Source organism: Methylomagnum sp., from assembly GCF_054333355.1.
In genome coordinates this window covers 1-18,463 of sequence record NZ_JBTEKS010000007.1, presented here as the reverse complement: position 1 = coordinate 18,463, position 18,463 = coordinate 1, and the positions used below count along the sequence as shown (strand labels likewise).

Sequence of the window (18,463 nt, the reverse complement as noted above, 5' to 3'; positions counted from 1 at the left end):
TTTATCCCCGAAGTTTGATAGTTAATAGAACCATGGCTATGTTGGAAATTACAGTTGATGATACCGGCGAGGCTACACGTATTGTTCGGGTGGGCGTGTTCGTGATTGCGGCCTTCTTCGGGATTTTTGTGCTGTGGGGAAGTTTCGTGCCGATTAATGGCGCGATAATCGCTGAAGGGGTGGTTAGAATAGATACCAAAAGGAAAACCGTGCAGCATCTCGAAGGCGGGGTGGTTAAAGAAATATTGGTTCACGAAGGGGATTTCGTGACGGCGGGACAGCCATTAGTGGTGATCGAGGATTCAGATGTGCGATCCTTGCTCAATATTTTTAATTCTCAGTTATCTATGTATTTGGCTAGGGAAGCCAGATTATTGGCAGAAAAGAAATTTGCCGATGCGATTGAATTTCCAAAAGAATTAGTTGAATCCAAGGACGCCAAGGTGCAAGAGATGCTTCGGAATGAGCAAATCTTATTCATAGCCAAGAAAAAAAGACTGAACGAAGAAATTGCCGCGATTCGAACACAAATTGTTCATGTTAAGCAGCAAGAGGCGAGCATCAACCTGGAGATGGAGGCCGCTAACGAAACCATTCGTTACAAGGAGGAGCGGGTAAAGGCAGGCGAGACGCTTAGCGCTAAACAATTTATTCAAAAAAACGAGTTCCTTTTGCTGAAAGAAGGCTTGGCGGAAAAGCGTGAAAGTTTGGGACAATTAAAGGCGCAACTAGCGGTCAGCCGTCAGCAGCAAGTGGAACTTGAGTCGCGTATCCTCATGCTACGCAACGACTACGACAAAAACACGGATGAAGAGCTGAAACAGGCCAGAAGCGCCATCTACGAGCTGCAAGAAAAAATCGGGCCCGCCGAGTTGACGACCGGGAGGTTTCGCGTAGTGGCTCCCATTGCTGGACAGGTTATTGACCTCAGGGTGACAACCGTGGGCGGAGTGGTTAGATCCGGGGATCCATTAATGGATGTGGTGCCACAACATCAGGATTTAATCATTGAAGCAAAAGTCAAGACCAAGGATAAAGATAATGTCCATGTAGGCCAGAATGCGGATATAGGGTTAACAGCTTTCAAGGGGGCACCCCACATCAATGGTATCGTGAATTATGTGTCAGGTGACGCGCTTGAAGATAACACCTCGCCAGGTAGGGAACTTTTCTATCTGACACACATTCGCGTGGATGAGTCCGCTTTGAAGAAGGTGCCAGGGATTGTGCTGGCTCCCGGAATGCCAGTCACGGCTTTTTTGCAGACCCAATCCCGGACGTTTGTTGAGTTTTTGCTGAAACCTATAATTGACGCAGCGGGTCGCGGCTTGCGCCAAGACATCTAAATGTAATAAGCTTACATTACGCTTTATTCGTTTATTTCGCGGCAAGCAGCGGTCCTAAGCCAAGAAAGCTTCCAGCTACCCGGATGATAGGGATTGCATGAAGGGATTGCTGGGAAGGAGTAGGCGCAAATGAGTTCCGGCGGTTGGGACTTCCAAGGCTTCTTGGATGAGAGGACGGGGAGTTCTAGGTGACTGGGCAATGCTTATTCGGGCAAGCGATCTGCGGGGGCGGGTATTCATGAAAAGCCGAAAAGTATTGCGGCAGTCGGCGAAGACCGACCCTGTGTGGTGTTTTTTGCAACAATCAGTAATTTTGATGAGTGGCGGAGGCTTATATGGCTACAGAACCAGGTGCGCAATGTATTGACACCAAATTTACAGGTGTTAGTGATACTCAGAGTGCGATTAGCATTCTGTTTGGTGCTGAATCTTTTACGAGAGTGACTAGCACGGCAGATAATGTCGTATTAAAATCACTTAATTCGCTGATAAACACTGGGGAAGATAACTCTATCGTTGCCCGGGGCGAGACTAATGCCATTATTGACGATAATGCTAGCCATGCGTTTAGAAGCACGGCAGCGGCAGATTCCGTCATTGTGACTGGCAGAGGCGAAAATACGATTTTCGTCAAAGACGGAAACAACACTGTGACCATCGCGGGGGGCGGTAAAAACACGGTTACGGCTGGCGGTGGCGACGATAAGGTTATTATTACCGGCTCAGGAAACAACACGGTTGCTACCCGTAGGGGCGACGATTTCGTGGACATCACCGGTAACGGTAATAACAATATAAACACCGGTCCAGTTGATGGCCGGGGTAGGGATCTGGCGGGCGGTGATAGCAATAGCGGCGACGATATCGTTTGTATTGAAGGGAATGGTAACAATACCGTTAGGACTCAGGATGGCCACGATTCCATAATTATTTCTGGCAGCGGGAATAATAAAGTTAATGCCGGCAGTGACAACGATAGCTTTAGCCTTGAAGGAGGCAGAGGCAACAATACCCTAACTGGTGGCACGGGTGACGATCTGTTTGTCATCGGAAGCGCGAGGAACGGTAATGATACGATCACCGACTTCGAGGCGGGCGATGTACTTAAGGTTGCCGACCGTAATGGGGATGGGAAGGTTGATCTGGGCGTTGGCAAGGGCGATGTTTCCGCCATCACGCAGAGCGGTAACGATACGGTAATCGAGCTTCAGGGCGGCGAGAAGATCGTTCTGAAGAACGTGGATGCCGATCAGCTCAAATCCAATGACGACGGCACGTTCACTATCGGATGATTTGATTGATTGATTGATTGAATAACTGAAAACGCCAAATCATGACCGCACCAAATAACTATTTGTGTGCGGTTATTTTTTGCTCGCGTTTTTGCTATTGAGCATTCGCTCTTCAAGTTGTGTTTTGAGGTGAACGCGGGCCATGTCGGAATGCTGTCCGCTAGGTGCGTATGCTTTTGATGGTTTGCTGGTTCTATACTGGCGGCGCACAGAAAAGCTTTCAGAAGAAGTCAATATTTTCTTAAATAATGTGCGCCTTGAACGGCCGCTATTAGGGGTTGAATTCGCCGACCATCCTGACTATTTGTTGGCCGCTTATGTTCCAGAGTTCCATGTCGAGCGGTCGTTTTCCATCAAAATCACCACTTTAGACGCCAAGATATTAGCCGAAGCTAACTATCGTGTCGCTCGTCCATTGCCGGAGAGCCTCGTGGCCAAATGGTCTTTGGCGAATAAGGTTCGTGCGGAAAAAGCCTTCATCGGACAGTTGGGCGTCATCTTCCCAAAACTGGGTCTTGATACCCGGATTGAGGTTGCCGCAACGCTCTCCGAAAAAAACCTTACCGTTTTCCGTGGGCCAAGCGATTTCTATTATTTCCGCCTTCCCTGGGTTAATTCAGCCGAGCCTGGCCTATTGGATGCGACGCTTAAAACGTTTTGCAAAGTGGCTGATGGCGGGTTTGCCGAGCCGGTAAAGGTTTTGCTTGATGGCGGTTATGGTCATTTCTTTTTCAGCAAGGCTAAGCCTCTTCATCAAGGCGACGAGTTATATTTGCTGGAGGCCGGAAATCTTCGTTGTGTGCCATTTAAGCTGACGAATCTTAATGAGAGCGGAGCGCAATCGCTGGATGTTTGGGTGGATGAGATATTATCCATCTATAACGGTAATAAAGAGGTTTTTCGTGGCTATGCTGGCATGGTTTTAAAACCACCCGCATTAAGTCAAAAAAAGCGGCGGCTATTAGGCAAGGTTGAGGGTATCAGAACGGGACAGGTGATTGGCTGGGCGCTGGACGGGGCGCGATCCAATCATGTGGTGAGGCTGAGCGTGGTCATAGACGGCGTCAAGGAGGATGAGGTTGACGCGCATCTTCCCCGCCCCGATTTTAAATCCCAAGGCTATGGGAATTGCGGGTTTATATGGCAACCGGAACCACATTGGATGGGCGGAGAATCTCATGAGATCGGGATCTTCTGTGTGGATACGGGCGAGGAATTAGACGGTAGTCCGTTGCGGATTGGTTGGGGGGAATATGACGGAAGTTTCCTGCTTGATACTGAAGGTAATGTCGTAGGTTGGATTCAGGAGCGCTCTACCTTCCAGAACGAAGCGCACGTTATTTTGTTAGTCGATGGAGAGCGCCACACCAAGGTTTCTGCCAATCTTTCCGTGCAAGGCGATGCCGAAAGTTCAGATACTGATTGGGTTAACCGACGAGGGTTCTTCGCCGCCTTGCCTGATCGGGTATTTGATACGCAAGAACACACTATCGAGATAGAAATAGCCAATAATCGTGGGCAGGTTTTCCGCCTGGACAGAATCATAAGAATTAAGGCGAATTACCGAGGTCATATTGATGTGCATGGCCCGGATAGAATTGCGGGTTGGGTATTTAATTCCATCGCTCCTGAGCGGCCCGTCACGCTGGATTTAAAAGTTAATGGCGTAACTGTTTCCTCTGCCAAGGCCGAACTTCCCAGGCCAGATGTCTCTAATACTGAAAATAACGGCACAACAGGGGCGGGCCGAAAGTGCGGGTTCGAGATGGCGGTACCGCCATCAGATATTAGTACCGCGAGTATTACCCTGGATATTTGCTTGGCGGGAACCGACACCAAAGTGTTTGGGCAATCCGTATTACATACGCCTTATGATATTGCCATCCGGTCTCTCACCACGCTGGCGGAAATACTAAATGAGGATCAGCGATGGAAACATCTTGCCGGCGGGTTAAGCGCCGGGGAGGACGTGACCAGTTGGTTACGAAGCCAAATTATCACGCGGTTACTGTCTGAATTGCGCAAGGCGAAGCGCATCCCTGGGCAAATCAATCTGCCCCTCTCCTCCGAAGTTAGATTGCCCTACCGCGCCCCACGCGAGCCAATCATTGATGTGATCGTCCCGGTTTATATGGGGCGGGAATATTCCCTGGATTGCGTCGAGAGCGTCGTGGCCTCCGCGTGCGGTGTGCCCATGGAACTGGTGGTGATAAACGACGCGAGTCCCGATCCCGAGCTTAATGCGGCGTTGCGCCGGTTGGCGGCGAGTCACGGGTTTCTTTTGCTGGAAAATAAAACCAATCTGGGCTTTGTCGGCACGGTGAATCGGGGTATGCGCTTGCATCCCGGCAGGGATGTGGTGCTGTTGAATTCGGATACCGTGGTGACGGATGGCTGGCTTGACCGGCTGAATAAAGCCGCTTGCAGCGCCAATAATATTGGCACGGTGACGCCTTTCTCGAATAACGCGACCATTTGCAGCTTTCCCGAGTTTTGTCGGGACAACCTCCTGCCCCAAGGGATAACCCAGGGGGAATTGGACTCGTACTTCGCCCGCTTTAATGCCGGGGAAACCGTCGATGTGCCCACGGCGGTGGGATTCTGCATGTATATAAAAAGGGATGCCTTGGACGAAGTCGGCTACTTCGACGAGGGATTATGGGGAAAGGGCTATGGCGAGGAAAACGACTTTTGTCTGCGCTCCTCCGCCATGGGATGGCGGCATGTGGTCGCTTGCGATTTGTTCATCGCGCACAGGGGCGGCGCTTCGTTTGGGGATAAGAAAAAACAGCAGGTCAATGCCAATCTAGCCAAGCTCAACGCCATTTACCCCGATTATGCCAGCACGATTCAGCGGTTTATCCACCAAGACCCTCTGACGGAAGCCCGGAATCGGGTGGTTAAGGCTTTATTAAAGCGGCGTTCCGACCGTTATATATTGTTTCTGATCCATGGCCTTGGCGGAGGAACCCAGCTCGCGGCTGACCAGTTGGCGGCAAGGCTGATTGATGAAGGCATGGCGACCTTGGAGTTGAAGGCATTAACCCCCAAGCGCTGGCGATTAGGTGCCTTGAATCAAGATTATGCACTGTATTATCGCTACCCTCAGGACTTTGGGAAGTTATTGGAAGACCTCCGTGAGCTGGGAATCTGGCATGTGCATTTTCATCACACCATGGGTTTTCCCAGGAGAATATGGGCGCTTCCTGCCGAGTTTGGCGTCGAATATGATTTTACGGCGCACGATTATTTGGCGATTTGCCCCAGGATCAATATGATCGATGAGTCGGGGGAGTATTGCCAGGAGGCGCAATACTCGGCGGATACTTGCACCCGATGCGCCAAGATAAATGGCCTACATGATGGTGTCGCCGAGCAGTACGAGGAATTCGGAAGCCATGTGGCCGAATGGCGCTCCATTCATGGCGATTTCATACGGCAAGCCCGCCGGGTTTTCGCGCCCAGCCGGGACGCCGCGACCCGGTTTGGTCGCCATTTCGAGCCAGTGAATTTGCGGGTGGAGCCGCATCTGGAAGAGTTTTCCATTCCCCCCGAAGGCGTTCGGCGGAGTGATAACCATACGGTGGCGGTGATTGGCGCCATCGGGATTCATAAAGGCTATGACATTCTGCTCCGTTGCGTGCGCAACGCCGAAAAGGACGGTTTGCCGTTGAAGTTCGTGGTCATTGGCTATACCAGTAACAATGAAGGATTATTGAAGTATGGAAACATCACCATCACCGGGGAATATCGGCAGGGGGAGTTGCCGGAATTGATTAAACAGAGTGGCGCGACCGTGGCCCTGTTCCTCAGTCCATGGCCGGAAACCTATTCCTATACATTGTCGGAGGCTTGGAAGAATGGATTATATCCAGTCGCCTTTGATATTGGTGCCATAGCGGAGCGGATTAAGGAAGCCAATTATGGATGCCTGATGCCCTTGACCTCGGACCCCAAAATAATTAACCACACGCTGTTGGAGATTCTGGCCCAAGACAAGGAGGTTCCCGGGGTTTCCATGCAAAGCAGTAACGCCCCGAGCGTGGTTGCCGATTATTATGGGTTCGATACGGTTAATGCCGAGCCATCGCGGAATGTCGGCGCTGGCTAGCCGCGACCAGCGGCCCGTGACGCTAATAAATGATGGCAATCCGAATAGTTTAATAACTGATATTTGGTGATTGACTATGGGTTTGAAATCAATATTTTCAGCGCTTTTTTCGTTCGCCAATAAGCCCAACACAGATAAAGAACCAGCCGACCCGGTGGCGGAGGCGGAGACCAAGCAGGAGCTTGTCTCGCCCTACGCCAAGTATATGCAGGCTGAGCATAGCCTGCCACGCAAGCCACAGGGCCATGAGACCGAAAAAGCCCATGTGTTCACGTCCACCGACACGACAGGGACCGGGACCGTGCGCAAGGTCGGCAAGCGTCCGAAGGTGAAGGCCAAGGATGTTTTCCTGCTGGACAGCGTCAGCGCCAACAGCAGTGTCGCTCCCGATGCCACGCCGGTGGATACGGTCGGCCTGTTCTTTCCCGAGCAAGGCGCTTTGCTGATCCGCGATCCCAACAAGGGCAAGGCGGGGCGGCTTATCCGGTGGGAAGAAAACACGGGTCACCAGCCGCTCTTCGGTGATTGGCAAGGCGACGGCAATAGCAGCCTGGGTTTTTTCGACCCAAAGAACGCTTTCTTCTACCTGTGGTTCAAGGAGGAAAACAGGGAGTCGGATTTGCGTTTCCTGTTCGGCCCGCCGGGATTCGGCTGGCTGCCCTTGGTTGGCGACTGGGATGGCGATGGCAAGGACGGGATTGGCCTATATGATCCCGCCTCCAGCACCTTCGTGTTGCGCAACGAGCTTTCGGGCGGCGAGCCGGACATTCATTTCATGTATGGCCCGCCGGGGCTGGGCTGGATACCGCTGGCCGGCGACTGGGATGGCGACGGCAAGGATGGCGTCGGCGTGTACGATCCGCTGAACGGACTATTTTTGTTGCGCAACGAGTTGTCCGGCGGCAACCACGACATTAGTTTTCGGATACCCGAGGTGTCCCCCGACTGGATTCCCTTGGTCGGCGACTGGGATGGCGACGGCGCGGACAGTGTCGGCATCTATGACCCACGGGATCGAACCTTTTATCTTTGTAACCAATCCTTCGAGAACAACAAGGATTTGGTCTTCCGATTCGGCCCTGTCGGCGTCGCGGGCATTCCCATCGTGTTGCGGTGGGCGGGCGACTGAGCGATACGGGCGCGCCGCTTGGAATCATGCAGATATTACTGACACCAGAAATCAAAGACGAACTGAGTCGGCGCGGCGTGGATAGCCTGTGGACGCCCGGCTCCCTGTGGCTGCCCTTGGCGTCGCGTTTCGAGCCGCCCTGTAGCACAAAGTGGATGGCCATAGCGCATTCCTGCGTTCTGGGCGCTTTCAGTTACGCGGTGAGCGGTTTTTTTTTCGCCTGTGAAATTGGCCGGTATGTTTCGATAGGCGAAAGCGTACAGGCCGGGCGGGGGGATCATCCCACCAATTGGCTCAGCACCAGTCCATTCCAATACCTCCCCAAGTCGGAAATTTTCGATACGGGCACCGAATTCGAGGGCGGCGAAGCTTATGCCGCGATGGCGTGGCTGGGTTCCAAGCTCACCCGCCCGGCCACCGTGGTGAAGCCCATCGTCATCGGCAACGACGTCTGGATAGGCCACGGGGCGTACATCAGGCCCGGCGTGAAAATAGGCGATGGCGCCATCGTCGCCGCTCACGCGGTGGTCACTCGGGATGTCCCCGCCTACGCCATCGTGGCGGGCAATCCGGCCCGCGTCAAAAAGATGCGCTTCAGCGATTCCTTGGTGGAGCGCCTGGAAGCGTTGCAGTGGTGGCGGTTCGCCCTGTGGGACTTGCAGGAAGTTCCATTTGATCGGATTGAGGCGGCGCTTGACGAGCTGGACGAGCGCATCGAGCGGGGATTGCTCAAGCCCTATGCGCCCGGTTTCGTGGAGCTGGCCAAGCTGGACCATGTGAGTCCCGGTTGATTCGTTTAATGAAAACCGTGGCGAGAGTTTCGGATTCAAGTATTTGGTTGAAAACTACCTCCCGAAAGCCGCCCGCAGACCGACGCGGTCTTCGAGACCGCGTCGGTCTTGGCTTTTCTCGATTCAGAGAAGTTATTTCCGGCCATGTCCTAAGTGGAATGAACGGCTGATGGCGGCGTCATGGGCCTTGAACCGCGAACTCCAATTCGCCTGGCTGTTGCGGCGGGATGTCCGGGATGATCTTTTGCGCTCGAACGACGACGAGCAAGAGGCGCAAAAGGAATTTGTGATTTGGTGGCTGGTGTTCGGACGCCATGAGTTTTCCGGGCATTCCTGGCTCACCGAGGATCAAGCGGCGGTGGTCCAGGAGGTGGTGGAGACGACCCGGGGCGTGCGGGTCACCCGGCTGATGCGGTTCATCGTCGGGTATCGCCAGGATGTCCGGCAGAGCTTCGGCGAGAACCAGGGCTGGCCTGATTATGCCCGGTGGTTCTACTTATACGGTGTTCCAGAATACGGCCTGTTCAATCTATTGGCCGATGCCGAAATGGAATATCTGGACGCCCCCGCGGACGCTTGCCCGCAGGACACCATTCAGCCCATCACCCGATTGATGTACTGGCTCTGGCTGGCGAGGCCGGACGTGGGGGCGGCGTTTCCGCTGGATGACGACGAAGGCCGGGGGCGCTTCCTGGCGTGGTTCTACGTGTTCGGCCTGCGGGAACACAAGCTGTTTGGCTACCTGGGGCCGCGTCGGGCGGCGCAGTTGTTCAGGCCCGTGCCCGCCTGTCCCGGCAATAAGGGCGAGATCAACCAGTTGATGTATTACCTCTGGCGGGCGGATCATCAGGTCAACGGCACCGTTGATATCGCCACGCCGGCAGGTCGCCGCGCCCTTAAGCGAATCACCGACGAACGGCTGCGCAACGAGTTCGCCCCCCTTTGGGAAGTGCTCAATTCCCGGCTCCAACCCGGCGTCTATCACGGCACGCCCAAGGTGGGCGGCGAGGGCTTCGGGGTTAATCTGGTGGGGTATGCCCTGGGCGAATTGGGCATAGGCGAAGATGTGCGCCTCATGGCCGAATCCCTTGAGTCCGTGGGCCTGGATTTCTGCCTGCTGAACCGGCAGCCCGGCCCCGAAATCCGCCAGATTTACTCCGTCGCGGCCCGGCATTTGTCGGCGAAACCGCGCTATCCCGTCACCCTGGTCTGCATGACCGCCTTCGATACGGCCACCTTGTGGCTGGACCGGCCCGATATATTCAGAAATACCTATGTCATCGGGTATTGGCCCTGGGAATTGCCGGAATGGCCCGAGGAATGGGGGAGGGTATATGAGCTGGTCGACGAGATTTGGTGTTCCAGCCAATACACCTTGGGGGCTTTTTCAAAATCGCCGGATATTCCCAAATTAAAGCTCCCCCTGGCCGTGTCAGTCGCGTTGGACGGCGAGTATATCCGGCGGGATTTCGGGTTGCCGACCGAACCGTTTTTATTCCTGTTCGCCTTCGACTTCATGTCTTATCCGTCCCGCAAGAATCCCCACGCTGGCGTCGCCGCTTTCCGCCGGGCGTTTCCGAACGGCACTGAGGCGGTGGGGTTGGTCATCAAGGTCTCCAACATCGTTGAGAGTTCCCCGGAATGGGCGCGCATCCAAGCGGCCTGCGCCGCCGATCCGCGCATCATCGTCATCGGCAAAAACCTGGACAAGTCGTCGGTGCTGGGCCTGATGAGCGTCTGCGACGCCTATGTTTCCTTGCACCGGGCCGAGGGCTTTGGCCGGACCATGGCCGAGGCGATGTTGCTGGAGAAGCCCGTGATCGCCACGGGATATTCCGGGAATGCCGACTTCGTGCGGGAGGACACGGCCTATCCGGTTGATTATGTGATGGTGGCTATTCAGGGCGACGATTATCCCAGCGGACGCGGCCAGCAGTGGGCGGAGCCGGATGTGGCGCACGCCGCCCAGCTCATGCGCGATGTCTATCTTCATCCCCACGAGGCCAAGCGGAAAGCCAAGGCCGGGCGGGATCATATTTTGCGGAACAACGCGCCGGAGATCATTGGTGAACGGGCGAAACAACGGCTCGTGGCGCTAAGGACGGCGGGCTTTAGGAAAGTTTCCCGGCCCTGATGGCTGGAAAATGTGGGAGCGGTCTTTAGGCCGCGAGTTGCCACGAGTCGCGGCCTGAAGACCACTCCCACACTCACAAATCCGGTCCCAGCACCAAATGCACCTGCACCACATCCAGCGCTGACGACAAGGGCACGCCAATATCCAGCCGCACCGGACCCACCGGCGAGCGCCAACGCACTCCCGCCCCGACCCCGAGCTTGAGCGGCTCGCTCAGTTTGTTGTAGACATGGCCCACGTCGGCGAACACCGCCATGCCCCAATCGCCGTAGACCGTGCGGTTGTATTCGAGGCTGCCCACCATCAGATGTTGCCCGCCCACGCGCTGGCCGAAGCCGTTCACGGGGCTGATTTCGTTGAGCCGGTAGCCGCGCACCGATTGGTCCCCGCCCGCGTAGAAACGCTGGCTGAGCGGCAGGCGGTCGAAATCGTTGGTGGCGAGTTCGCCCCATTGGGCGCGGGCGATGAGGCGGTCGTCGGCGTCGAAGCTGTACACGCCCTTGGCGTTGATCCGCAGCCGGATCAGCGAAGCATCGGACCCCAGCCCTTCCCAAGCCCCGGACAGCGTGCCGTCGAGGCGGAAGCCCTGGTCGGGATAGATGGGATCGTCCGAACTCAGCCAAATGTAATTCACGCCGGGAATCAGCAAGTGGGTGGTCTGGTTGACCCCGGCGATGGTGAAGTTCTCCCGCAGGAAATCCAGCGCCAGCGTCTCCCTCAAGCCCCAGCGAGTCGTGGAATGCCGGACGCCCGCCCGGATCACCTTGGCCCGGCCCGCCACGGTGTCCTCGAAGCCGCTCTTCGCCGTGAAGGCCAGTTGGTCCTTTTCCGGGTCGGCCAAGGGAATGGCGTAAACCGCGTTCAGCTCATTCCAAATCAGGGACAGCCGGGCGTTGGCCTGGAAGGTGTGGCCGTAGCCGTTCACGTAGCGGTTGCGATAGCCCAGGCTCAGGCGGGGTCCGGTGTCGGTGCCGTAGCCCGCGCCCGCGTCGTAGCGGTTGCGGGGCGCCATGCCCAGATCGACTCGGACGGGCGCCGTGTTGTCTTTCGCTTGTTCCGGCTTGGGGGTCACGTCCACCTGGCTGAAGTAGCCGCTACCGAGCAGGCTTTTTTGTAAGGCCAGCACCGCCGACGCCCGATACGGGTCGCCCGGCGCGAAATGTAGATAGCGGCGCGGCAGGTCGGCGTCCAGCGGGGTTTCGTTGAAGCTGATTGGCCCGAAGCGGTAGCGCCGACCGGATTCCAGGCGCAGGTGGATTTGAGCGGCGTAGGGATCGAGATCGACGAGGATTTCGTGGGCCGTCAGGCGGGCGTCGAAGAAGCCCAGTTCGGCGGCTTGGTCTTGCAGGGCACTTTTGCCCTTTTCATAGAGGGTATGGTCCAGCGTGTCGCCCGGCTTGAGGGGGAATTTCTCGGCCAGGGCGCGCATTTCCGGCGTGTTGGCCGCTTCGCCGAACAGCCGCACATCCACGGCGGTGAGCTTGATGGGTGGACCCGGATCAATCCGATATTCGGCCTGCCAGTTGTCGTCCCGGCGGGCGACAGCGGCGGTTTCGATTTTTGGTCGGTAATAGCCGAAAGGCTCCAGGGCGGCGCGGATTTCCTTGGGGGCGCGATCCTCGGCCAGATGGATGCGCTCGGGGGTGGCGTCGGCGGTTTCGCCGGCCAGGGTGAGCAGGGCGCGGACGTACTTTTCCAGCGGCTCGGGCAATCCCTCGATTTTCACCACGACGGGATCGGCGGCGGGGCAGGGCGGGGCGAATGCGAGAGCGACCAGGCCAATCAGTCCGACAATCGAATGTACGGTGGTGGGAGTGGGCTTCAGCCCACGATCAGGCGCGGCTGTCGCGGGCTGAAGCCCGCTCCCACCGGCTTTTTGCTCGCACAACGGGGCATCCATCATCCATGCGAGACCCAGGCGATGCACGTCCCAAATCTCGCGGGCTAGCGCCCATCCCCGCCACCGGCCATCCGGTCGGTCAGCGCGGCCTTCCACTCGTCGAACAGCCCCGCATCCAGCGCGGCCACGGTGGAGCGCGGTTGCAAGCCGGGCGCGTAGATGGGGTCGCCTCGTAAGGTTTCGCTGTGACCGCCGGCCTCCGCCAGAATCAACGCACCCGCCGCGTAATCCCAGGGTTTCTGCTGGCCGTGCAGGTAAACATGAAAACGGCTTGCCGCCAGCCAACACCATTCCAGCGCCCCGGACCCGAAGTAGCGTTGCGAGCTGTAGGGTGGCCGGGCCATCAGATTCGCCGCCAAGGTCGGTTCCAGCCGCTTGAAGTCCACCAGCGCGAGGCCGCGCCGCAGCGGCAGATTCGGCGATTTGCAGCGCAGCCGTCGGCCATTCAGCCAAGCGCCCTGCCCCGGCGCGGCGGTGAAGCATTCGTCGCGGATGGGGTCGTAGACGATGCCCAGCGCCGGTTCGGCACCCATCATCAAGGCCAGGGAGATGCAGAAGAACGGCAGCCCCGCCGCGAAATTGCTGGTGCCGTCCACCGGGTCCAGACACCACAGGCCACGGTCGGCTTGGGCGATTAATTGTCGCTGGCGGGCCTCGTCCATTTCCTCGCCCAGTAACTCGAACTGGGGATAACGCTGCTTCAACGCCTCGGCCAGCCGGGTTTGGACGGCGAAATCCGCCTCGGTGACGACGCTGCCATCCGCCTTCAACCGGCCTTCGATGTGGTTGAAGCGGGGCAGCATCTCCTCGCGGGCGATGGCTTTGATGAGGGGGATGAGGTCGTCGGGGGTGGGGAGCATGGCGGGTATCAAGCCTTATTCTGGAAGCCAATCCTCGTTCAACACATCCCGGAGCAAGTACGGGCATTCTTCCGGGAATTTGGCGAGGGGTAATCCCGTTTGCTTCGCGGCACCCCGCCTAGCTTGCGGATAACTTTGGGTTAATTGCTCGACCGGATAAGCCTTTAAACTCGGACTATCGTCAATCGCCAATTGTATTTGTAGCCGGGCATCGCTGATGGAATCCAGCCAGCTATCCGAGCGCCGTTGCGGCTGGTATTGCCATTTCAATAAATGTAGCAATAAGCGGGTTAATTGGCTGGAAATACCCCGGCGCTCGCTCTTGCCCAAATCCTCGACCTCCTCGATTAAATGCGCTACGTCCACATCTTGCCAGCGGCCCTCGCGCAAAAGGCGAGCCGTATTTCGAGTCCACTGGGCGAAATCGCCGGTATAGATGGCATTCATAAGCAAATCTCCATCGCCGAAAAAACGCTGCCTCGATTAACCGCTAAATTCAAAACCCAAACAACTCCGCCAGTTTCTCCCCCGGCTCCGCCGCCCGCATGAACGCCTCGCCCACCAGAAACGCATTCACGCCCCGGCCCCGCATCAAAGCCACATCGTCGGGCGCGAGGATGCCGCTTTCGGTGACGACGATGCGGTCCTCCGGGATCGCGGCCAACAGATCGAGAGTCGTTTCCAGATGGACCTCGAAGGTGCGGAGATTGCGGTTATTGATGCCGATTAGCGGCAGGTCCAGCTTCAAGGCCCGCTCCAACTCGGCGGCATCATGGACCTCGACCAGCACGTCCATGCCCAACTCGCCCGCCAGGTCGGACAGGTCGCGCATGTCGGCATCGTTCAGCGCGGCGGCGATGAGCAGGATGCAATCGGCCCCGATGGCGCGGGCCTCGACCACCTGATACGGGTCGATGATGAAGTCCTTACGGATCACCGGCAGCTCACAGGCGGCGCGGGCTTCCTGCAAATATTCCTCGCCGCCCTGGAAGAAATCCCGGTCGGTCAGCACCGACAAACAGGCCGCGCCGTGGCGGGCGTAGCTCTCGGCGATTTCCGCCGGGAAGAACTCGGGCCGGAGGATGCCTTTGCTCGGCGAGGCTTTCTTGATTTCGGCGATGACCGCTGGCAACCCGGCGTCGAGCTTGGTCCGCATGGCCCGAACGAAGCCCCGTGGCTGATGGGCATTCGCGGCCCGTTGCAGCATGTCTTCGTAGGTGATGTCAGCGAGGCGGGCGGCGATTTCCTCGGTTTTGCGGTGGAGGATTTTTTTCAGGATGTCGGGGGGAGAGTGGTGCATTAGATTTTGTCGCTCAGTTTAAGTAGCAGGGCGGCGATGAGGGTGAATTGCATAATGCCCACGCCCACCACCCAGCGGATCAATTCGGCCTTGGTTTCAGACAGGCGGGCCTCGAACTTGAGTTCAAGCTCCTTGATGTCGCGCTTCAAGCCAGTGTGCATTTCCTGCATGTCGCGCTTCAAGCTGATATTCATTTCTTGCATGTCGCGTTTCAAACTGGTGTCCATTTCATGCATGTCGCGCCTCAGGCGGATTCCATTTCTTCCATATCGCGCTTCAATTCGGCCCGGCTTTGGTCGATGTCGCGCTTCAACTCGGCCCGAATGATTTCAATGTCTTTGCGGACCTCCGCCAAGTCCCGCTTAAGGTTGGCCTGAATCAATTCGATGTCGCGGCGGAGGTTATCCTCATGGGCCTGCATGTCGGCGCGGGTGGCGAGTTGCCGGTCCACCACTTCGGCCAGGGCTTCGGCTTGGGTTTCCGCCTGCTGGTCGGAGAAACCCGCGCTGCGCAGTTTTTTTGCGTAGGCCAGGGTGTCGAGAATGATGGCGCTCATGGCAAGGCTCCAGGAAAAACGGACGGCTTACATAATAAGGCCGACGCCCAAAAAATCTATCCGACCAAGCGCTGGCTGAACGTGACCAGTTCCGCCAGCTTATCGCGGGCCGCGCCGGCGTCGATGACTTCGCCCGCCCGCGTCACGCCGGATTCCAGATTGTCGGTCACGCCCGCCGCGTAAATCGCCGCGCCCGCGTTGAGCAACACGATGTCACGGGCCGGGCCGGGCCGCCCGTCGAACACGTCCCGGATCATGCGGAGGCTATCCGCCGCCGTGCTTACGGCAAGGTGATCGAGGGCAGCGCGTGGCAGGCCGAAGCGTTCCGGCGTCACGGTGTAGGTGTCGATGCGGCCATCCGTGAGTTCGGCCACTAAGGTGGGGGCGCCGATGCTGATTTCGTCCGGGCCGTCCTCGGCGTGAACGACTAGGACATGCTGGCTGCCCAGTTCGCGCAGGGCTTCCGCCAGCGGTGCCACCCAGGCGGCGGCGTACACGCCCACCACTTGGTTGGGCGCCCCGGCGGGGTTGGTGAGCGGCCCGAGCAGGTTGAAAATCGTGCGGACGCCCAATTCCCGGCGCGGGCCACGGGCGTGCTGCATGGCGCCGTGGTAGTTCTGGGCGAACATGAAGCCGAGGCCGACCTGTTCGATGCAGACCGTGACCTGTTCCGGCGTGAGGTCGAGGTTGACGCCCGCCGCTTCCAGCGCGTCGGCGCTGCCGGTGCTGCTGGACACCGACCGCCCGCCGTGCTTCGCCACCCGGCAACCCGCCGCCGCCGCCACGAAGGCCGAGGCGGTGCTGATGTTGAAGGTATGGGCGCCGTCGCCGCCGGTGCCGCAGGTGTCGATGAGGTAATCGCCCGTCACCGCGACCTTGGTGGACATTTCCCGCAGCACTTGGGCGGCGGCGACCACTTCGGCGACGCTCTCGCCCTTGGCGCGGAGGGCGATGAGGAAACCACCGATTTGCGAGGGCGTCGCGCCGCCGCTCATGAGGGTGCGCATGAGGCCGCGCATGGCGTCGGGCGGGAGGTCGTGGCCTTCGAGCAGGTGATTGAGGGCGGCGGGGATATTCATGGGGATTATTGGAATGGTTTTGTAATCGTTATTTAGCCGCCGCCCGTTGCAAGCGGTCATTGATGGCGCGGCCCAGGCCGTGTTCCGGCAACCTTTCAGCGACGATAAGCTTTAAGTTCATGGCGTCGAGGGTATGCAGGGCACTGTATAAATTGCGGGCGGCTTCGTCGAGATTGCCCGTGGCGCTGAGGATAATCTGGTTTTCTCGTGGAATATCCAACCAATACTGAGCGAACGCGAGAATACCGATTTGCTCCGGGTTGACCAACTTGAGTAATTCTGCCGAATCTTCGGCGAAAACCAGTCGGGTATCCGGCGAATAATGGTAGGGCAACATGCCGGGACCGACCGGCGCGGCGCTTTCCTTATCCTTGACCACGGCCCCTGTCGCCACCTTGCGAATATCTTCTTCGCTGATGGCACCCAGCCGGTGAATAATCGGCCTGCCGTCTTCGAACCCTACCACGGTGGATTCAATACCCTTATCGCAGACACCGCCGTCGAGGATATAAGCAATCTTGCCGCCCAGTTGTTTTAGCACATGCTCGGGCGTGGTCGGACTGATATAACCGAAGGGGTTGGCGCTGGGGGCGGCGAGGGGAAAATCGAGGTTTCTCAATAATTCAAGCGCGACCGGATGGGCGGGTATGCGGACGGCCACCCGTGACAAACCAGATGTTACCAAGTCGGAAATGATGGGCTTTTTCGGCAGCAATAGCGTCAGGGGGCCGGGGCTGAATTTTTCCAGCAGTTGCCACGCGAGGTCGGGTATGTCGAGGGCGATTTCGGTAATCCGGGATAGGTCGGCGACGTGGACAATCAACGGGTTATGCAGGGGCCGGTTTTTGATGGCGTAGATTTTGTGGATGGCGGTATCGCTGTAGGCGTTTCCAGCAAGGCCGTAAACGGTTTCCGTAGGGATGGCGACCACGTCATCGCGGTTGAGTAGGGCGATGGCGGGGGGGAGATCGGGGCTGATTTGGGTTTGAAGAGAATTATTGTCCATTAACTGAGAAGCTATCCGATAAATTAATTTTAATCCGCATGGCTACCTATTCAAACCCACTGGATTCCATCCTGTGCATCAACCCCCACAGCCTGATGCGGTGGATTGTTAAAATGACGGCGTAAAGAAATCCCGGATTCCGCAAGCTCCATCCGGGCTACGCTAGCTATTTATCAGAAAGCGGGGTAACGGCGATGAGGACATAATCAATTTTTTCTTTATCAGGAAATAACGATACCTCGGCAATACCGGGTATTTTATCCCAGCGTATGACTTCTTCCGTGGCTACGTCGGGTTCTTGGCTATTAATCCCGAGCTGGGTGATAACGGCTTTGTCATAAACGGTATCATCTAAATCATTGACGACGATCCGTTCAGTCTTATCGTTGACAAAGGCTACTTCGATACCGCGTGGCGCAAATCGGCACGATAGCCCATATTTAGATTTCCGGCAGAATTCGGCTTTTCCCAAAATCTGCTCGACATTTGCCTGAGAGGCATGGGCTAGTGCCGGTATATTAACAATCAAGGGTTTTTCTTCAGCTATGGCCGAGAAGGCGAAAGCCAGCAAAATAACGGAGCTAAGTTTATGCATAACGCAAGTCTCTTTGAGTTGTTGGGAAAGCGAAGTTATTTTTTAGGGTGGTAAAGTTCTGGATTCAGCAAGCTTCATTCGGGCTGCGCTGGCTGGCCCCACAGTTCGTTTTCAAAGTCGTGAAACCAGTTACTCAGAGTTTTTAATCCCTCCGGCGACAAACTGCGGATTCGATTTTCTATGGCTTCGACTTCAGTCATGGGGATATCTCTTTCAATCAATGTTAGGACTTACGCAGAAACTTGAAGCTTCCGCAGAACCCCAGTGGTTCATGCTTGAAAATTAAGCGAAGGCCAAGGGTATTGACGGGCGTCTAAGTTGCTCCCTCATATACCCGGAGAGAAGGTTGTTTTTCAAGGCGTAA

General features: G+C 56.9%; 16 protein-coding genes. 6 read left to right on the top strand and 10 right to left on the bottom strand.

Annotated elements, in window-relative coordinates; all coding sequences use genetic code 11:
• The first annotated feature begins 38 nt into the window (after nt 1–38).
• From ACXWUF_RS01540 to ACXWUF_RS01515, 6 genes are all read left to right on the top strand, one after another.
• Nucleotides 39–1,346 (top strand): HlyD family type I secretion periplasmic adaptor subunit, encoded by a 1,308-nt coding sequence (locus ACXWUF_RS01540; protein ID WP_458492888.1) that lies wholly within the window; start codon nt 39–41, stop codon nt 1,344–1,346.
• A 335-nt stretch (nt 1,347–1,681) separates the two neighbouring features.
• Nucleotides 1,682–2,638 carry a calcium-binding protein gene (locus tag ACXWUF_RS01535; protein WP_458492887.1) on the top strand — a complete coding sequence of 319 codons (957 nt, stop codon included), beginning with the start codon at nt 1,682–1,684 and terminating at the stop codon, nt 2,636–2,638.
• Nucleotides 2,639–2,780: 142 nt separating this feature from the next.
• Complete coding sequence (locus tag ACXWUF_RS01530; protein ID WP_458492886.1) at nt 2,781–6,749, top strand: glycosyltransferase; 3,969 nt, start codon at nt 2,781–2,783, stop codon at nt 6,747–6,749.
• A gap of 76 nt (nt 6,750–6,825) precedes the next feature.
• Entirely contained in the window at nt 6,826–7,878 is a 1,053-nt protein-coding gene (locus ACXWUF_RS01525; RefSeq protein ID WP_458492885.1) for a hypothetical protein, read from the top strand.
• Nucleotides 7,879–7,904: 26 nt separating this feature from the next.
• Nucleotides 7,905–8,669, top strand: coding sequence for a CatB-related O-acetyltransferase (locus tag ACXWUF_RS01520; RefSeq protein ID WP_458492884.1), 765 nt, complete (start codon nt 7,905–7,907; stop codon nt 8,667–8,669).
• A 187-nt stretch (nt 8,670–8,856) separates the two neighbouring features.
• Nucleotides 8,857–10,803 carry a glycosyltransferase gene (locus ACXWUF_RS01515; protein WP_458492883.1) on the top strand — a complete coding sequence of 649 codons (1,947 nt, stop codon included), beginning with the start codon at nt 8,857–8,859 and terminating at the stop codon, nt 10,801–10,803.
• A 73-nt stretch (nt 10,804–10,876) separates the two neighbouring features.
• Here ACXWUF_RS01515 and ACXWUF_RS01510 read toward each other — a convergent pair whose 3' ends face one another.
• The 10 genes from ACXWUF_RS01510 to ACXWUF_RS01465 form a co-directional block, all read right to left on the bottom strand.
• Entirely contained in the window at nt 10,877–12,691 is a 1,815-nt protein-coding gene (locus ACXWUF_RS01510; protein ID WP_458492882.1) for an autotransporter assembly complex protein TamA, read from the bottom strand.
• Nucleotides 12,692–12,747: 56 nt separating this feature from the next.
• Nucleotides 12,748–13,563: an inositol monophosphatase family protein gene (locus ACXWUF_RS01505; protein WP_458492881.1), complete on the bottom strand. Its 816-nt coding sequence runs from the start codon at nt 13,561–13,563 to the stop codon at nt 12,748–12,750.
• A gap of 15 nt (nt 13,564–13,578) precedes the next feature.
• Nucleotides 13,579–14,010, bottom strand: coding sequence for a DUF29 domain-containing protein (locus ACXWUF_RS01500; protein WP_458492880.1), 432 nt, complete (start codon nt 14,008–14,010; stop codon nt 13,579–13,581).
• A gap of 49 nt (nt 14,011–14,059) precedes the next feature.
• Nucleotides 14,060–14,863 (bottom strand): indole-3-glycerol phosphate synthase TrpC, encoded by an 804-nt coding sequence (gene trpC, locus ACXWUF_RS01495; RefSeq protein ID WP_458492879.1) that lies wholly within the window; start codon nt 14,861–14,863, stop codon nt 14,060–14,062.
• Nucleotides 14,863–15,066 (bottom strand): hypothetical protein, encoded by a 204-nt coding sequence (locus ACXWUF_RS01490; RefSeq protein WP_458492878.1) that lies wholly within the window; start codon nt 15,064–15,066, stop codon nt 14,863–14,865. Before ACXWUF_RS01490 ends, trpC begins: the two co-directional genes overlap by 1 nt.
• A 41-nt stretch (nt 15,067–15,107) precedes the next feature.
• Nucleotides 15,108–15,419, bottom strand: coding sequence for a coiled-coil domain-containing protein (locus tag ACXWUF_RS01485; protein ID WP_458492877.1), 312 nt, complete (start codon nt 15,417–15,419; stop codon nt 15,108–15,110).
• Between the two features lie 56 nt (nt 15,420–15,475).
• Nucleotides 15,476–16,498, bottom strand: a complete 1,023-nt coding sequence (gene trpD / locus ACXWUF_RS01480) for an anthranilate phosphoribosyltransferase (protein WP_458492876.1) — start codon at nt 16,496–16,498, stop codon at nt 15,476–15,478.
• Between the two features lie 28 nt (nt 16,499–16,526).
• Nucleotides 16,527–17,504 carry an L-threonylcarbamoyladenylate synthase gene (locus ACXWUF_RS01475; RefSeq protein WP_458492875.1) on the bottom strand — a complete coding sequence of 326 codons (978 nt, stop codon included), beginning with the start codon at nt 17,502–17,504 and terminating at the stop codon, nt 16,527–16,529.
• Between the two features lie 166 nt (nt 17,505–17,670).
• Nucleotides 17,671–18,099: a hypothetical protein gene (locus ACXWUF_RS01470; RefSeq protein ID WP_458492874.1), complete on the bottom strand. Its 429-nt coding sequence runs from the start codon at nt 18,097–18,099 to the stop codon at nt 17,671–17,673.
• 74 nt (nt 18,100–18,173) lie between these two features.
• Nucleotides 18,174–18,299 (bottom strand): hypothetical protein, encoded by a 126-nt coding sequence (locus tag ACXWUF_RS01465; RefSeq protein WP_458492873.1) that lies wholly within the window; start codon nt 18,297–18,299, stop codon nt 18,174–18,176.
• Nucleotides 18,300–18,463 lie beyond the last annotated feature (164 nt).

What these genes read in the sequence shown, in the direction of transcription:
- ACXWUF_RS01500 (WP_458492880.1), bottom strand. Translation starts at nt 14,010, where the DNA reads ATGAATGCCATCTATACCGGCGATTTCGCCCAGTGGACTCGAAATACG.
- ACXWUF_RS01525 (WP_458492885.1), top strand. Translation starts at nt 6,826, where the DNA reads ATGGGTTTGAAATCAATATTTTCAGCGCTTTTTTCGTTCGCCAATAAG.
- trpC (WP_458492879.1), bottom strand. Translation starts at nt 14,863, where the DNA reads ATGCACCACTCTCCCCCCGACATCCTGAAAAAAATCCTCCACCGCAAA.
- ACXWUF_RS01535 (WP_458492887.1), top strand. Translation starts at nt 1,682, where the DNA reads ATGGCTACAGAACCAGGTGCGCAATGTATTGACACCAAATTTACAGGT.
- ACXWUF_RS01505 (WP_458492881.1), bottom strand. Translation starts at nt 13,563, where the DNA reads ATGCTCCCCACCCCCGACGACCTCATCCCCCTCATCAAAGCCATCGCC.
- ACXWUF_RS01530 (WP_458492886.1), top strand. Translation starts at nt 2,781, where the DNA reads ATGTCGGAATGCTGTCCGCTAGGTGCGTATGCTTTTGATGGTTTGCTG.
- ACXWUF_RS01475 (WP_458492875.1), bottom strand. Translation starts at nt 17,504, where the DNA reads ATGGACAATAATTCTCTTCAAACCCAAATCAGCCCCGATCTCCCCCCC.
- ACXWUF_RS01540 (WP_458492888.1), top strand. Translation starts at nt 39, where the DNA reads ATGTTGGAAATTACAGTTGATGATACCGGCGAGGCTACACGTATTGTT.
- ACXWUF_RS01520 (WP_458492884.1), top strand. Translation starts at nt 7,905, where the DNA reads ATGCAGATATTACTGACACCAGAAATCAAAGACGAACTGAGTCGGCGC.
- trpD (WP_458492876.1), bottom strand. Translation starts at nt 16,498, where the DNA reads ATGAATATCCCCGCCGCCCTCAATCACCTGCTCGAAGGCCACGACCTC.
- ACXWUF_RS01485 (WP_458492877.1), bottom strand. Translation starts at nt 15,419, where the DNA reads ATGAGCGCCATCATTCTCGACACCCTGGCCTACGCAAAAAAACTGCGC.
- ACXWUF_RS01490 (WP_458492878.1), bottom strand. Translation starts at nt 15,066, where the DNA reads ATGCAAGAAATGAATATCAGCTTGAAGCGCGACATGCAGGAAATGCAC.
- ACXWUF_RS01465 (WP_458492873.1), bottom strand. Translation starts at nt 18,299, where the DNA reads ATGACTGAAGTCGAAGCCATAGAAAATCGAATCCGCAGTTTGTCGCCG.
- ACXWUF_RS01470 (WP_458492874.1), bottom strand. Translation starts at nt 18,099, where the DNA reads ATGCATAAACTTAGCTCCGTTATTTTGCTGGCTTTCGCCTTCTCGGCC.